Source organism: Flagellimonas hymeniacidonis (assembly GCF_008040165.1).
GTDB classification, from domain to species: domain Bacteria; phylum Bacteroidota; class Bacteroidia; order Flavobacteriales; family Flavobacteriaceae; genus Flagellimonas; species Flagellimonas hymeniacidonis.
Map to the genome: position 1 here is coordinate 1,710,508 of NZ_VRUR01000002.1, position 15,035 is coordinate 1,725,542.

Annotated in this window: 15 protein-coding genes and 1 pseudogene; 5 read left to right on the forward strand and 11 right to left on the reverse strand. The window is 36.6% G+C overall.

All coding sequences use genetic code 11. The annotated features are described in order from the left end of the window. The first annotated feature begins 65 nt into the window (after nucleotides 1-65). Complete coding sequence (locus FVB32_RS16600) at nucleotides 66-1,787, forward strand: DNA polymerase III subunit gamma/tau (RefSeq protein ID WP_147744943.1); 1,722 nt, start codon at nucleotides 66-68, stop codon at nucleotides 1,785-1,787. Here FVB32_RS16600 and FVB32_RS16605 read toward each other — a convergent pair. Beyond that, the gene (locus FVB32_RS16605) at nucleotides 1,776-2,135 is read right to left on the reverse strand and encodes a transmembrane 220 family protein (protein ID WP_147744944.1); all 360 of its coding nucleotides are present in this window, start codon (nucleotides 2,133-2,135) and stop codon (nucleotides 1,776-1,778) included. The two genes, FVB32_RS16600 and FVB32_RS16605, sit on opposite strands and share 12 nt — an antisense overlap. A gap of 103 nt (nucleotides 2,136-2,238) precedes the next feature. On the opposite strand from FVB32_RS16605, the gene miaE reads away from it, so the two are divergent. Beyond that, nucleotides 2,239-2,820, forward strand: a complete 582-nt coding sequence (miaE, locus tag FVB32_RS16610; RefSeq protein WP_147745091.1) for a tRNA-(ms[2]io[6]A)-hydroxylase — start codon at nucleotides 2,239-2,241, stop codon at nucleotides 2,818-2,820. 7 nt (nucleotides 2,821-2,827) lie between these two features. Here the strand turns inward: miaE and FVB32_RS16615 are convergent, their stop codons facing one another. The 10 genes and pseudogenes from FVB32_RS16615 to rpsA all read right to left on the reverse strand — a co-directional run bounded on the left by FVB32_RS16615 (nucleotide 2,828) and on the right by rpsA (nucleotide 12,196). Then, nucleotides 2,828-3,709 (reverse strand): Ppx/GppA phosphatase family protein, encoded by an 882-nt coding sequence (locus FVB32_RS16615; protein ID WP_147744945.1) that lies wholly within the window; start codon nucleotides 3,707-3,709, stop codon nucleotides 2,828-2,830. A 10-nt stretch (nucleotides 3,710-3,719) separates the two neighbouring features. Further along, nucleotides 3,720-5,801, reverse strand: coding sequence for a polyphosphate kinase 1 (gene ppk1 / locus FVB32_RS16620; protein WP_147744946.1), 2,082 nt, complete (start codon nucleotides 5,799-5,801; stop codon nucleotides 3,720-3,722). Beyond that, a complete protein-coding gene (locus FVB32_RS16625; protein ID WP_147744947.1) occupies nucleotides 5,802-6,290 on the reverse strand; it encodes a SixA phosphatase family protein in 489 nt (162 codons plus the stop codon). Between the two features lie 31 nt (nucleotides 6,291-6,321). Beyond that, a complete protein-coding gene (gene pdxH, locus FVB32_RS16630; protein ID WP_147744948.1) occupies nucleotides 6,322-6,969 on the reverse strand; it encodes a pyridoxamine 5'-phosphate oxidase in 648 nt (215 codons plus the stop codon). 86 nt (nucleotides 6,970-7,055) lie between these two features. Beyond that, the gene (locus FVB32_RS16635) at nucleotides 7,056-7,961 is read right to left on the reverse strand and encodes a ribonuclease Z (protein WP_147744949.1); all 906 of its coding nucleotides are present in this window, start codon (nucleotides 7,959-7,961) and stop codon (nucleotides 7,056-7,058) included. A gap of 74 nt (nucleotides 7,962-8,035) precedes the next feature. Next, a pseudogene (locus FVB32_RS16640) lies at nucleotides 8,036-8,299 on the reverse strand (four helix bundle protein); the annotation flags it as partial. Nucleotides 8,300-8,430: 131 nt separating this feature from the next. Continuing rightward, complete coding sequence (locus FVB32_RS16645) at nucleotides 8,431-8,763, reverse strand: ribonuclease Z (protein ID WP_147744950.1); 333 nt, start codon at nucleotides 8,761-8,763, stop codon at nucleotides 8,431-8,433. Nucleotide 8,764: 1 nt separating this feature from the next. Next, nucleotides 8,765-9,691, reverse strand: a complete 927-nt coding sequence (locus FVB32_RS16650; protein WP_147744951.1) for an aspartate carbamoyltransferase catalytic subunit — start codon at nucleotides 9,689-9,691, stop codon at nucleotides 8,765-8,767. A 6-nt stretch (nucleotides 9,692-9,697) separates the two neighbouring features. Then, the gene (gene pyrR, locus FVB32_RS16655) at nucleotides 9,698-10,237 is read right to left on the reverse strand and encodes a bifunctional pyr operon transcriptional regulator/uracil phosphoribosyltransferase PyrR (protein ID WP_147744952.1); all 540 of its coding nucleotides are present in this window, start codon (nucleotides 10,235-10,237) and stop codon (nucleotides 9,698-9,700) included. Nucleotides 10,238-10,354: 117 nt separating this feature from the next. Beyond that, nucleotides 10,355-12,196: a 30S ribosomal protein S1 gene (gene rpsA / locus FVB32_RS16660; RefSeq protein ID WP_147744953.1), complete on the reverse strand. Its 1,842-nt coding sequence runs from the start codon at nucleotides 12,194-12,196 to the stop codon at nucleotides 10,355-10,357. Nucleotides 12,197-12,454: 258 nt separating this feature from the next. Between rpsA and FVB32_RS16665 the strand changes: the two genes are divergently transcribed. The 3 genes from FVB32_RS16665 to FVB32_RS16675 all read left to right on the forward strand — a co-directional run bounded on the left by FVB32_RS16665 (nucleotide 12,455) and on the right by FVB32_RS16675 (nucleotide 15,029). Continuing rightward, nucleotides 12,455-12,835 (forward strand): LysM peptidoglycan-binding domain-containing protein, encoded by a 381-nt coding sequence (locus FVB32_RS16665; RefSeq protein WP_147744954.1) that lies wholly within the window; start codon nucleotides 12,455-12,457, stop codon nucleotides 12,833-12,835. Nucleotides 12,836-13,065: 230 nt separating this feature from the next. Then, nucleotides 13,066-14,559, forward strand: coding sequence for an amidohydrolase family protein (locus tag FVB32_RS16670; protein ID WP_147744955.1), 1,494 nt, complete (start codon nucleotides 13,066-13,068; stop codon nucleotides 14,557-14,559). A 47-nt stretch (nucleotides 14,560-14,606) separates the two neighbouring features. Further along, entirely contained in the window at nucleotides 14,607-15,029 is a 423-nt protein-coding gene (locus tag FVB32_RS16675) for an SRPBCC domain-containing protein (protein WP_147744956.1), read from the forward strand. Nucleotides 15,030-15,035 lie beyond the last annotated feature (6 nt).

A 15,035-nucleotide genomic window follows, 5' to 3' on the forward strand; every position in this document is an offset into this window, starting at 1 on the left:
CAAAGCTTAAGCGGCATTGCAGATTCCAATTTTTATATTTGTACTAATGCAAAATTTTTCCTGATTTGGAACCCTTTGTAGTATCAGCCAGAAAGTATCGTCCGCAAACCTTTAAAGATGTTGTGGGACAAGCTTCTATTACCAATACCTTGCTCAATGCCATTGATCATAATCACTTGGCGCAAGCTCTTTTGTTTTGCGGTCCAAGAGGTGTTGGAAAGACCACCTGTGCTAGAATTTTGGCTAAACAAATCAACCAAGATGGAACCGAGTTGGAAGATGAAGATTTTGCATTCAATATTTTTGAGTTGGATGCGGCATCCAATAATTCTGTAGATGATATTAGAAGCCTTATAGATCAAGTTCGTATTCCCCCGCAGGTTGGAAAGTACAAGGTGTATATTATTGACGAGGTACATATGCTCTCGCAATCGGCTTTCAATGCCTTTTTAAAAACTTTGGAAGAGCCTCCAAAGCATGCCATTTTTATCTTGGCTACTACGGAAAAGCATAAAATAATTCCAACCATTCTTTCCCGTTGTCAAATTTTTGATTTTAAGCGCATTACAGTAAAAGATGCCGCAGAATATTTAAAATATATAGCCGAACAGCAAGGTATTGAAGCAGAAGAAAGTGCTTTACATATTATAGCTCAAAAAGCTGATGGAGCTATGCGGGATGCCCTTTCTATCTTTGATAGAGTAGTTAGTTTCTCTGGAAAACAACTGACCAGAAAAGCCGTTACGGAGAACTTGAATGTGTTAGATTATGATACTTACTTTTCTACTACCGATTTAATCTTGGCAAACAACATTCCCGAAGTATTGGTTCTTTTCAATAAAACATTGTCCTTAGGGTTTGATGGACATCATTTTATCACAGGATTGGCATCGCATTTTAGAGACTTAATAGTCTGCCAACATCCCGAAACGCTTGCATTATTGGAAGTAGGAGAAGATGTAAAGCAACATTATCAGGAACAGGCACAGAAAGCTACAAAACCATTTTTACTGGAAGCCCTTGAAAAAGCCAATGATTGCGATTTAAAATACAAAACAAGTAAAAATCAACGCCTACTTGTTGAACTTACTTTGATGAAATTGGCCTCTATCACTTTTGATGGAGAAAAAAAAAAGCCTGACTTCATAATTCCAGCTTCCTTCTTTGCTTCCAAAACGAATGATAGTGAATCATTCAAAACTGAAGTTGTTCCTGCAACGCCTGCTGAAAAACAAGAAATACCAGCACCGGCAGAAAAGATACCTGCTCAGATTGAGCAAACTATAGTTCCTGAACCAATCAAAAAAATTCAAATCAAGGCACCTGAAAAAAGAGTCTCAGGACTATCGCTGTCTAGCATAAAAGCGAAGAAAGCCCATGAAAATATAAAGGTGCCCGCCGTTGCCCAAGAAAAACTACCCAAAGAATCCTTTACAGAAGAAGACATGCAAGGTCACTGGAATGATTTTGTGCAGCACTTAGAGGATAAGGGGCGAAAAATATTGGCGAGTAACCTCCAAACAGACGTGCCAAAGCTAAAAAATGACCATGTCATTTGGATTGAATTACCCAATAGTACCATGAAAAAAGAGGTGGAAAGGGAACAAAGCCTTATGCTGGACTATCTAAAAGAACAATTGAATAATTATTCCATTACCCTCCATATCACTGTTAATGAATTGGTAGCGAAAAAATTTGCATTCACACCAGAAGAAAAGTATCAGAAACTAGTAGAAAAAAATCCTGCACTGGAGAAGCTTCGCAAGGAATTTGATTTAGATTTTTAATTTTTTGCAGTACCAAAGTCTACACCCGTAAATAAGCATTGCAAAAGCAGAAATTCCAAGTCCCAGGGCTTCTCTTCCTCTTTCTATATTATTAATATCTCCTTCCCCAATGGACACTCCTTCAAATTTATCTGGCCATGTCCAATACATTTTAAATAAAAAGAAAAAGAACAATAACAAAGCCCATATAAGCTTTAATCTGTTAAAAACGAACAAAATCGAAGCCATTGCAGCCGCTCCATAATATACTATCCATTGTATTGGGTCAGGGTCATTGTATTGTAATATGGCTGACCATGTAAATAATATAGAAAATAGTACTCCCAGAACTTTAAAAAATAGCGTCATGATTCAAATCTATACATAAAAAACCCAATCTTAAAAATTCCATAGCTATTCATTAAATGGAATACTTTTATCTTTATCCAGTAAAATGTAATAGATAAAAATGATGTTAGGGCTAAAATTACCAACTGATCCCAGATGGGTGAATATCGTAGAAAAGAATATTGAAGAAATCTTGACAGATCACGCCTACTGTGAGCAAAAAGCGGCCAGTATGGCCATATCCCTCATCATTGGTTTTCCTGAAAAATCTGAATTGGTCAAAGAGATGACCGCTCTGGCAAGAGAGGAAATGGGCCATTTTAATATGGTGCACGATAAAATCTTAAAAAGAGGTTGGGTGTTAGGTCGTGAGCGCAAAGATGAATATGTCATCGAGCTGATGAAATTCTTCCCCAAAGGAGGTAGCCGCACTACGCACTTGGTACATAAATTATTATACGCTGCACTAATCGAGGCAAGAAGTTGTGAACGTTTCAGACTACTTTCCGAAGAAATGAACGATAAAGAACTAGCTGATTTTTACCGAAGCCTTATGGTTAGCGAAGCAAATCATTATACCATGTTTCTGAAATTTGCCCGTACATATGGTGATCGCGAAATTGTTGATGAAAAATGGCAGCAGTTGTTGGATTACGAAGCAGGATTAATGCAAAAACTCGGAAAAAAGGAAACCATGCACGGTTAAATCCAAATTACTGGTAATAAAGAGTTTTAATCATCCCATCGGCCAACCCAATTTTTGGGACATGGATTTTCTTAGCTCCACTCCATTTGGAAGCTGATAAAAATATTTTTGCAGCTGGTATGATCACATCAGCTCTATCTTGATTGAGTCCCAATTCTGAAATTCTATCATCATATCCCATGCTATTTAAAAAATGATACTGCGCATTCAGCCAAATAAAAGATAGAGGCTGTCCTATTTTCCTCCCGGACATTTTATGAAGTTTGTTAATGTTCCCTCCGGAGCCTATGATCTCAACCTTATTATTCTCGTTAAATTGAGATGTTATCCATTGCTGAACCGCATTCCAAACAGCTTCGTCCACAAGATTGTTCAAAATACGTAGCGTACCTATTTTAAATGATTTTGAAGCTAACAATTCACCTTGTTTAAAAACCGTAAATTCAGTGCTTCCTCCACCTACATCAACATACAGGTATGATCTATCGTTTTTAATTAATTCCTTCAAATCTGTCGATGCAATAATCGAAGCTTCTTGTTTGCCATCGATAATTTCAATGCCTACACCTGTTGCGTTTCGAACTTTTTCTACAACTTCTTTGCCATTTTTCGCCTCTCTTAGGGCAGATGTGGCGCATGCCATATACTTTTCAACCCCATAAACTTGCATTAAAAGATCAAACGATTGCATGGTTTTGATCAAGCGTTGTAAATTTTCTTCTGAAATCGCTCCCTTAGTAAATGAATCTTCTCCTAAACGCACTGGAACACGAATCAATGCGCTTTTTTTAAAAGATGCGGCTTTGTCTTCTTGTTCTATCACATTGTTTACCAATAACCTAACTGCGTTGGATCCAATGTCTATAGCAGCGTACTTTCGTATTTTCAACTTGGAAATTTTAAGATTCTAGCTTCCTTTGATAGTACTCATAAAGTTCAAACTGAGATCTAATAGCTGTCTCATTTGCATCCTTTTCTCTGTAGGCATTATCCTGTTTTTCAGAAAAAACCCTAGCCTTCTGGTTATCACGCCAAGAAATATCAAAAGTATCCAGTAGTTCTTGTTTGATATCCGAATCGTATATAGGGCACCCAACTTCAACTCTAAAATCGAGATTTCTTGTCATCCAATCTGCCGATGAGATATAAATTTTGGTATCACCTCCATTCCCAAAAATAAACAACCTCGGATGCTCTAAAAACTTATCAACTATACTAATGGCCTCGATGTTCTCGCTCATTCCCTGCACCCCTGGCACAAGGCAACAAATACCTCTAATAATTAGCTGAATTTTTACTCCTGCCCTACTCGCCTCATATAGCTTATCCACCATTTTATATGATGTAAAACTATTCATCTTGATTTTTATATACGCTTCTTTGCCCGCCTGGGCATTTTCAATCTCATTATCAATTAATTTGATGAATGTAGATTTTGTATAATGCGGAGAAACGATAAGGTGCTTGTATTTGTTTATTTTATAGTTGGTTTCAAAAAACTCGAAGACTTTGTCCATTTCTTTTAGGATTCCATCGTGAGCAGTAAACAAAGTATAGTCCGTGTAAATTTTGGCTGTGGACTCGTTAAAGTTTCCAGTACTTACAAAACCATACCTCTTCATTCCTTCGGCTTCTTCGCGATCTACTAAGCAAATTTTGCTATGTACTTTTAGCCCAGGTACACCAAAAATCAGGTTGATGCCTTCTGCTTGCAGTTGATTGGCATATTCAATGTTGGCCTGTTCATCAAAACGGGCTTGCAGCTCTATTTGGACGGTTACCTGTTTACCATTTTTAACAGCATTAATCAAAGCCGAAGCTATTTGACTAGCACTGGCAAGACGGTATACCGTAATTTTTATGGAACGTACTTTTGGGTCTAAGGCTGCTTCTCTTAAAAACTTGGTGACGTAAGCAAATGTGTGGTAAGGTGTATAAATTAAGTGATCCTTTTGAGCTATTTTCTCTAAAAGACTCCCTTCCATACTTAAACCTTTGATGGGAAGTGCTTCAATCTTCTCGTACATTAAATCCTGTCTTCCTAAACTTGGAAAACCCATATAATCACGGCGGTTATGGTACCTACCTCCGGGGATAACACTATCCGTATCAACAATATTCATTTTTTCCTTTAAGAATTGAAGGGTGTCCTTGTCAATACCTTTGTCATAAACAAAACGAACTGGATCGCTTATTTTTCTATGCTCAACACTTGAAGAAATTTTCTCAATAAAACTTTTCGTCAGATCATTATCAATATCTAGCTCCGCATCACGAGTAATTTTTATCATGTGGGCAGTAATAGACTCAAATTCGAACATGGTAAATACACTATCCAAACAAAACCTAATTAGATCATCAAGAATAATGATGTAGTTTTTTTCGCCTTCTTTAGGAAGCACGATAAAGCGATCAATTCCTTTGGGAATTTCTATTAATGCATACCTATTTCGGCCATTGGCACCTGCGTTTTCATCGTTGGTCATGACCATTTTTACTGCGAGGTAAGCTGCTGTATCCTTCAATAATGGAAATTCCGTGAGATCATTTAAAATGATCGTCATCAACTCCTGATTCACCATTTTAAAGAAATATTCCCTTACAAATTCGGCTTGGTTTTCACTGATTTCATTTTCATCAATAATGAAAATATTCTCTGCCTTTAATTCTTCTTCAATACTGCTTAAAATTTCAAGACTGCCTGCCTGTTGTGCAATCACAATTTTTGTGATTTCTTCCAACAAATCTTTCGCCTTTTCGCCGCCCAAAACACTTTTTCCTTTTTTTCCTGCATCAACAATACGCTTTACCGTAGCATATCTTACTTTAAAAAATTCATCGAGATTATTACTGAAAATACCCAAGAATCTAAGTCGGTCAATAAGCGGTACTCTTTTGTCGGCACTTTCTTGAAGAACTCTTGCGTTAAAGTGCAACCAACTGATTTCTCTGTTAACGTACTCGTTTTTTATTTTAATCATTTATTGCTTTAGATGTTTTGGAAAAATTAGCTGTTGTGTGGTTCCCTTTGAAACTTTAGACCATTCGGATACATCAAATTCAATCTGTACAAGTCCAGATGTTGGAACGTTTTCAATATACTGATCTCCCAAAGCATTTGCAAGGTTTGTGTACGCATAATTGTGCCCAAAAAGTGCTACGGTATCTAATTTGTTGTCCAAGTTTTGAATAAAGCGCTTTACATCTTGTCCTGAAAAATCATAAAGCTCCTCAGTCACTTGAAAGTCATTCAAATTGAATCCAATATTTCTCAGAAAAATCATACTGGTATGCAATGCTCTATTTGCCGGGCTTGAATATGCAAAATCGATTTGAATACCATTCTTCATAAATGTTTTGCCAACCATATGGGCATCGTTGATACCTCTTTCTTTTAATGGTCTATCCTTATCGGAAACATCATAATCCCACGAGGATTTTCCATGTCGCATTAAAATTACCGTCTTCATCTTTCAATTTTATCTGGTTTTAAACAATTTCCTATGGCTGCAACCGCTCCACTTTCCAATTATAATCTTCTTGAAGTGTATACCTAATTCGGTCATGTAATCTATTTGGGCGTCCCTGCCAAAATTCAATGGATACCGGTCTTACTAAATACCCTCCCCAATGTTCGGGTCTTTCAATTTCTTTGCCTTCACTTTCCCTTTCCAACTCTTTAAGTTTGGTTTCCAATTTCTCTCTGGATTCAATTACATCGCTTTGGTCAGACACCATAGCACCCAATTGACTGCCAAGTGGTCTGGATTCAAAATAACCATCTGAAAGGTTTTCTGCTATTTTCTCTGCTTTTCCTTTAATGATTACCTGACGCTCTAGGTTGGGCCAGAAAAAAGAAAGACAGGTTGATGGGTCATTCGTTATAGCCTTTCCTTTTTCACTGTTATAGTTTGTATAAAAAATGAACCCTTCATGTGTGTATTTCTTCATTAAAACCACTCGATTTTTTGGGTAGCCATCCAAACCAATGGTGGAAATTGTCATCGCATTGGGTTCATCCAGTCCATCCGTTGCTTCCACCTCATAAAACCACTTTTGAAATTGTTCCAGAGGGTTTTCTTTGATGGTTTCTTCCGTTAAAGCACTCTTTTCATAGGACTTCCTATAATTGCTCAAGTCATTTTGCATGGCATCACAGTATAATTACCTTCAAATTTCAGTAAAAGAATGGAGATTAGGAAAATTGGAAGCCTTTTGTTTTGCCTTCTGGGTAATTATATGGTAAAAGATTTACCATCGTCTGCCAGTTCCACATTAGGAAACACTTCTAACGCTTCTTCTTTGAAAAGGTCGATGGACTTGTATCGTGTTGAGTAATGTCCTAAAATAAGACCGCCTACGTCTGCTTTTTGGGCTATTAAAGCTGCTTGCTTGGCTGTGGAGTGTTTTGTTTTTTTACAAAGCTTGGATTCTGTTTCCAAAAATGTGGATTCGTGATACAGCATATCTGCATTTGCGATTATTGGCACAATGGTTTCATTATAGATAGTATCACTGCAAAATGCATAACTCTTTGGTTTCGGGGGATCTAGGGTTAAATCTGCATTGGAAATGGATACTCCATTCTCTGTAACGCCACTTGCTCCATTTTTTATATTATTGAATTGACTCCTATCTATTTCATGCTCCTCAACAGCATCAATATTTAGTTTACGAGGGTACGGTTTCTCTTTGAATAAAAAGCCATTGGTGTAAACTCGATGTTCCAATGGTATAGTATGAACGCTTACTTGTTCGTCTTCAAAAACAAGTTCGGAATCTTTAGCGTTTAATTCGTGAAAAATCAAGGGGTAGTTGGTCCAAGAGTCGCCAAGTTTAAGAAATAAGGTGATGGCTTCTTTGATTCCCTTTGGGCCATATATATGGAGTTCCGATTCTCTTCCTAAAAGCCGAAATGTAGATATTAATCCAGGGAGTCCAAAGAAATGATCTCCATGTAAATGAGATATGAAAATATGTTTAATTCTAGAAAACTTGACCTTGTATTTTCTGAGCTGTACCTGTGTACCTTCTCCACAATCAATCAAAAAAAGATGATTCCGTATTTCTAAAACTTGGGAAGTCGGGTTCGTAAAGGTTCTTGGAGTAGCTGAATAACAGCCGAGAATAGTCAGTTTCACAATGAATGGAAAATTGAGAATGAAAAATGAAAAATTACTGGGATTCGGAGAGTTTTTACTACTGTTAAAAACATTTAAATTTTCTGTTTTGATGATTTCACAATAGAAGCCAAGAGTTTTATCAACTGAGTAACTTCATCATTTAAAGTATTGTAAGGCATATTTGAAATATAGTCAGATTTAAAAAGTATATCAAGCCAATATCTTGTTTCATTGGCCTCCTTGAGTGCAATACTCATTTTGTGGATAAAATCTTTTTTGCTTTCGGCGTGTTCCGCTTCTCTAACTAATGCACCAATAGCAGTTCCTGAACGTATTAATTGTTTTGAAAGAATATATTCTTTATCCTCTTTCTACAATTTCTTTACAAGTCTAACAACCCTAAGTGCAAAACTGAAACTTTTCTCCCTAACAATATTCTCTTTTTGCAAACTTGAAATTTTCAATTACCCACTTTTTCCATTTAACATTAAATTCCTAAATCCCGTTCTATCTCTTCCATTTCTATTAAATCTTTTGCTTCTTGTATGGTTGGAACCACATTTATTTCCTCGGGTGCTTCATCATACGATACCTTGCTAGTGACCAAAACAAAAGATTTATTTGCTGCCTTATGTTTGTTTGAAATCTCAAAAAACTCCAAAATATCCCCAGCCGTTAACTTGCTAAAAGAAAACAGGTTGACAATAATATTATCATGTTTTATTTTGGGGTAGGCTTTTGTTAAATTTCCCAAGAAGGTGGCAATCGAGGTTTTTTCCTGGAAAACAATGGTTGTTGTTCCTTCTTTATTGAAAATCATTTTATTTAATTTTTGAGGCCAGTAGATAAATTACCGCCATACGAATTGCCACTCCATTCTCCACTTGTTCCAAGATTATGGACTGGTTAGAATCTGCTACATCACTTGTAATCTCCACCCCCCTATTAATAGGTCCTGGGTGCATGATTACAATTTGTTTATCCAAACTGTTCAACAGTTTTTTATTTACGCCAAATTGCTGGGTATACTCTCTGGTCGTTGGGAAATAGCTAATATCCATGCGCTCATTTTGAACTCGAAGCATATTAGCTACATCGCACCATTCCAATGCTTTTTTAAGGTTTGTTTCTACCTGAACCCCTAGTGATTCAATATGTTTGGGAATCAAGGTTTTTGGTCCACAAACTTTTACATTGGCTCCTTGAAGTTTTAGGGCAAAAATATTGGACAATGCCACTCTTGAATGTAAAATATCGCCCACAATGACCACATTTTTACCTCCCACATCTCCTAATTTCTCTCTAATGGAATACGAATCCAGCAAAGCCTGGGTAGGATGTTCATGTGCTCCATCACCTGCATTTATTATGGAAGCATTCACATGTTCAGAAAGAAAAATTCCTGCTCCTGGGTTAGGATGACGCATCACTACCATATCCACTTTCATGGACAGGATATTATTGACGGTATCAATAAGCGTTTCTCCCTTTTTTACGGATGATTGCGAAGCTGAAAAATTAATCACATCTGCCGATAATCGTTTTTCCGCAAGTTCAAAGGAAAGTTTGGTACGGGTACTGTTTTCAAAAAAAATGTTGGCAATGGTAATATCCCGCAGCGTAGGGACCTTTTTAATAGATCTATTGATAACTTCCTTAAAATGATCCGCTGTTTCAAAAATGAGTCCAATATCCTTCTTGTCAAGATATTTTATTCCCAGTAAGTGATTTACACTTAATTCACTCATTCTATCTTATTTGTTTACTAAATACACAATATCCTTTCCATCATTTTCTTCCCACATCACCTTTACTTTTTCTTCGTTAATGGCATCTACTTGTCTGCCACGATAGTTAGGTTGAATGGGTAAATGTCTGCTGAATCTTCTATCAATCAATGTCAATAATTCAATGTCTATAGGTCTTCCAAAAGATTGAATTGCAGTGAGTGCCGCACGTATGCTCCTCCCTGTATATAACACATCATCTATAAAAACAATGTTTCTGTTCTCCACCAGAAAGTCCATTTTTGTGGTATTTGCCTTTAGTGTTTTATCACTACGTCCAAAATCATCCCTATAGAAAGTAATATCCAAAAATCCTAAATCTATATGCTTGACCTTGTAGTCCTCTTTAAGGATTTTCGTTAACCGCTCGGCAAGATAAACCCCTCTGGGTTGAATGCCAATAAGCGCGGTATTACTAAAATCTAAATGGTTTTCTAAAAGTTGGCAAGCCAAACGGTGCAGTATGATGTTAATTTCTTTGGAGGTAAGAAGTACTTTTTGACTCATTTGCTATGCGACCGACTCAGTTGTATGCAAAAGTAAACAATTCTTTAAAAAGGTTAATGACATAAAAAAAGCCCCGCTGTTTCCAGCTGGGCTTTTTATACATCTATGAAGTTTTTATTACTTCTTCTTAGTATCTGCTTCCATTTTCTCCTTTAGTGCCTGTAACTGAGAGTTAGCATCACCTAAAGTTGTTTTGGCTTCTTCCGCAGCAACAGCAGCTTTTCTTTTTGCTGTACTTACATTGCGTTCTTCTTGCTCTCTAAAGATAGCTGTATGACTTGCTACTACTCGTTTGAAGTCTTTGTTGAACTCAATAATCTTGAATTCTACTTCTTCACCTTTTCCTAGCTTCTTACCATCTTCTTTTTCCATGTGTCTTGAAGGCACAAAACCAACAATATCCTCATTGAAATTAACAGTGGCTCCTTTGTCTACAACCTCAAAGATTGCAGCTTTATGAACGGTACCTTCTGCAAATTCAGCAGCGTACTTGTCCCAAGGATTTTCTGTTGTTTGCTTATGGCCCAAGCTAAGCTTACGTCCTTCAACATCCAATTCCAATACTTCTACTTCTAAATTGTCGCCAACGGCCACAAACTCAGATGGGTGCTTGATTTTCTTCGTCCATGAAAGGTCAGAGATGTAAATTAAACCATCTATTCCTTCTTCCATTTCTACAAACACACCAAAGTTGGTAAAGTTTCTAACAATTCCTTTGTGTCTTGAACCTACAGGATATTTAGAAGTAATATCAGTCCATGGGTCTGGCGTTAATTGCTTAATACCCAAAGACATTTTACGATCTTCTCTATCTAAGGTCAATACCACAGCTTCAACCTCATCACCTACTTTTACAAAGTCTTGTGCAGACCTTAAGTGTGTAGACCATGACATTTCGGAAACGTGAATCAATCCTTCAACACCTTCGGCAACTTCAATAAAGGCACCGTAATCTGCAATTACAACTACCTTACCTTTTACTTTGTCGCCAATTTTTATTTCATCACCCAATGCATCCCATGGGTGCTTCTCTAATTGTTTAAGACCTAATTGGATTCTAGATTTGTTATCATCAAAATCAAGAATTACCACATTCATTTTCTGGTCTAGCTCAACAACCTCATTTGGATGGTTGATTCTACTCCAAGAAAGGTCTGTAATATGAATTAATCCGTCAACCCCACCAAGATCAATAAAGACACCGTAAGAAGTAACGTTCTTAACAATACCTTCCAGTACTTGACCTTTTTCAAGCTGACCGATGATTTCTTTTTTCTGTTCTTCAATATCAGCCTCAATCAACGCTTTGTGTGAAACTACCACGTTCTTGAACTCATGGTTGATCTTAACCACTTTGAACTCCATGGTCTTACCAACGTACTGATCGTAATCACGAATAGGCTTCACATCGATTTGAGAACCTGGCAAGAACGCCTCAATTCCAAATACATCTACGATCATACCACCTTTGGTTCTGCATTTTACAAAACCTTGAACAATCTCTTCTTTGTCATGGGCAGCATTAACTCTGTCCCAAGCCATGATCGTTCTTGCTTTTCTGTGAGACAATACCAGTTGACCTGTCTTGTCTTCACGAATATCTATAAGTACCTCTACTTTGTCACCAACCTTAAGATCAGGATTGTAACGGAATTCGTTCAATGAGATAACACCTTCAGACTTTGCATTGATATCAATGATTGCCTCACGGTCGGTCATGTGAACAACTTTTCCCTGTACCACTTCTTCATCTGCGGTATCTACAAAGTTTTCCTCTACAAGTGCTTCAAATTCTTTGAGCTTTGTATCATCTACGCGCTCAATTCCTTCCTCGTACTTTTCCCAATCAAAATTTTCGAGATACTCTTTTGGGTCCTGTTGTGTTTGAACCTCTTCTTTTACTTCTTGAACTGCTTCAGTAGTTTCTTCTACCTCAACGCTTGCTTTTTCTTCAGCCATGTGCTGATTTAAATTTGTATTCTACAGTTTTACAAGAGTTAAACAATTACTGTAGAAGTTGTTATTGATTTTTCTGTTCCCTTTTTCTCTTGTCTATTTGTTAAAAAGGAGTGCAAAAATACAATTAATTCCTTGTTTTACAAACCCTTATTGCATGCATATCTTATTGAAACAATAATTAATGAAAAATTAAGCTGAAATGTGACTTTTATACATATCTTGTTTCTTAGTATTAACCATTAAAACAATTGAACTATTATGAGTGCAAAAGCGAAATATCAAGCAGTTTTAGATTTAGGCCAAGAATTAGGCATAAAAGACGGCGACGTATCTGAAGATGGAGGCGTTCTAAAGATAAAGGGAGTAGCCAATACACCTTACGAGAAAAATGCTATTTGGGATAAAATAAAGCAAATTGGCGGGGAAAGCCCTTCTGATGTTAAGGCAAACATTTCTGTTGCCGATGATTCTGTGTATCACAGACATACGGTAAAAAGTGGTGAGTCTTTAAGCAAAATTGCAAAGCATTACTATGGAGATGCCATGAAGTACAACAAAATATTTGATGCAAATACCAATATCTTGAAGAATCCGGATATGATACACCCAGATCAGGTTTTGGTTATTCCAAATATCTAAGAAATAAATTCTTTGCATAAAAAAAGGCGCCTTTTAGGCGCCTTTTTTATCTTTTAATTTCATCTGGATTTTTAAAGTAAAAATTCCGAACTTCAGGTATCGGTTAGATATAAATCATTAAAACGGATTTATATCCTTTTAGTTGGCAAACATTTAAAAAACTCAATAAATAAGGCAACCATTATTCGAAATTTTACGTCTTCCATAAAGAAAACTAAAATAAGTCACTAATGAGAAAATTATTAGCCATTCTCTTTGTTATAATTTTATTCTCTTGTCAAGAGAATAAAGAACAATTGAATCTTACTGAAGGTGTCTACATATCGAATGTTACCATAATCTCAACAGAAGATGGCACTTACAGCCCTTATATAGGTCATTTAGTGGTTGAAAAAGATAAAATCGTTTATGTGGGTAAAGATGAGCCAAGCATAAGCGGAACATTTGAACAGATCGATGGAACTGGAAAATTCATAATTCCAGGGTTAATCGATAGTCATGTCCATCTTCCAGGAGTGCAAGGAATGCTTCCCAATCATATAGAAAAATACCCTGAACTGGCCACTAAGTTTAAAAGCCAAATGCCGCGAAGCTATTTATACTATGGTTTTACCACTTTAATTGATCTTGGAGGCATATATGAAGAAGATATCACTTCTTTTAACATGGAAAAAGCAAAACCCGATTTATATCATATAGGATATTCAGGGGCTGCGGTTGCAAATGGCTACCCAATGAATAATATACCTATAGAATATCGATTTGAAGCCCTGCCAAATTTCATATATATGGAAAGTCAGGCAGAAAACATACCAGATAAGTATGACCCTACCAATCATACCCCCAAAGCAGTTGTCAAGCGTATCAAAAATTCTGGTGCTATTGCTGTAAAAGCGTATTATGAATCAGGTTTTGGTCACATGAAGGGGTTGCCCTTGCCAACCAAAGATATTATGGAGGAATTGCTTACGGAAGCACATTCCAATGGGCTTGTCCTAACAGTTCACGCTAATTCATTTGAAGGACATTCATTTTTAACAGATATAGGAGTTGATATCATATCTCACGGGCTTTGGAACTGGGAAGAATATAAAGATGTGCCCTCTGATTCTCTTCCAATAGAGATAAAAAACATGTTGGATCTACAAATTAAAAAGCAAATAGGCTATACCCCTACATTGACTGTTATTGAAGGAGAGAAAGCACTGGTTGATACCGAATTTCTTAATCAGCCTGGCTTAAAAAAAGTGGTTCCCAAAAATTTACTTGAATGGTATAAAACGGAAGAAGCACAATGGTTTGGCAAAAAAATTTTTAGTGAACTTACTGTAGAGGAGATCCATACAATGTATGACAATGTGCAAGGTCATGCAATGCTAGCTTTAAAGTACCTTTCTGATAATAATGGTCTGATTCTATTTGGCTCAGATACTCCATCTGGCCCAATTTATAGCAATCAACCGGGTCATAATGGTAATTGGGAGCTTAAATTGATGAAAGAAGCGGGAGTCTCCTTAAATAAAATACTTGCGTCCGCTACATTTAATAATGCCAAAGCTTTTCATTTAGATTCTTCTCTTGGCTCATTGGCTATCGGAAAAAAAGCAAATATAATTATGATGGCTAAAAACCCATTAACGGATATTGAAGCATATGATGCTATTGAGAAAGTTGTTATTGGAGGCAAGGTCATAAAAAGAGAAGATTTGGAGGTTAAAGAATAACTGGCTACAACATTGGCTACAAGTGAACTTGAAATATTTATTCGAAAATGAAAACCATTACTTGGAAATTACATTTAAAAGCTAACCCAAATAAGGTTTTTGATTTGCTCACCACCGCTGAGGGAATAACAAAGTTCAGGTCCGAAAAAGCAAATGAAGATGGCGATGTAATTCACTTCTTGTTTCCGAATGGCCAAACCTACAACAGTCAAATTATAAAGAGCATTCCCAATGAAGAATTCCATTTGGACTATTTTAATAGTTTGGTGAAATTTGAATTAAAGCAAGCGGAAAACGGTGGAACAGACCTTACTTTAAGGAATGAAAATGTACCTGAAAGTGATTTTTATGAGGTGCATGCTGGGTGGATATCTGTACTGATGAACCTTAAGGCAGTAGCGGACTTTCAATGCGATTTGAGGAATCATGACCCCAAAAAAACATGGGACCAGGGTTATGTAGATAATTAATAAAAA

Coding starts and splice junctions, on each gene's coding strand:
- FVB32_RS16605 (WP_147744944.1), bottom strand. CDS start 2,135: ATGACGCTATTTTTTAAAGTTCTGGGAGTACTATTTTCTATATTATTT.
- miaE (WP_147745091.1), top strand. CDS start 2,239: ATGTTAGGGCTAAAATTACCAACTGATCCCAGATGGGTGAATATCGTA.
- ppk1 (WP_147744946.1), bottom strand. CDS start 5,801: ATGATTAAAATAAAAAACGAGTACGTTAACAGAGAAATCAGTTGGTTG.
- FVB32_RS16625 (WP_147744947.1), bottom strand. CDS start 6,290: ATGAAGACGGTAATTTTAATGCGACATGGAAAATCCTCGTGGGATTAT.
- pdxH (WP_147744948.1), bottom strand. CDS start 6,969: ATGCAAAATGACTTGAGCAATTATAGGAAGTCCTATGAAAAGAGTGCT.
- FVB32_RS16645 (WP_147744950.1), bottom strand. CDS start 8,763: ATGATTTTCAATAAAGAAGGAACAACAACCATTGTTTTCCAGGAAAAA.
- FVB32_RS16650 (WP_147744951.1), bottom strand. CDS start 9,691: ATGAGTGAATTAAGTGTAAATCACTTACTGGGAATAAAATATCTTGAC.
- pyrR (WP_147744952.1), bottom strand. CDS start 10,237: ATGAGTCAAAAAGTACTTCTTACCTCCAAAGAAATTAACATCATACTG.
- rpsA (WP_147744953.1), bottom strand. CDS start 12,196: ATGGCTGAAGAAAAAGCAAGCGTTGAGGTAGAAGAAACTACTGAAGCA.
- FVB32_RS16665 (WP_147744954.1), top strand. CDS start 12,455: ATGAGTGCAAAAGCGAAATATCAAGCAGTTTTAGATTTAGGCCAAGAA.
- FVB32_RS16670 (WP_147744955.1), top strand. CDS start 13,066: ATGAGAAAATTATTAGCCATTCTCTTTGTTATAATTTTATTCTCTTGT.
- FVB32_RS16675 (WP_147744956.1), top strand. CDS start 14,607: ATGAAAACCATTACTTGGAAATTACATTTAAAAGCTAACCCAAATAAG.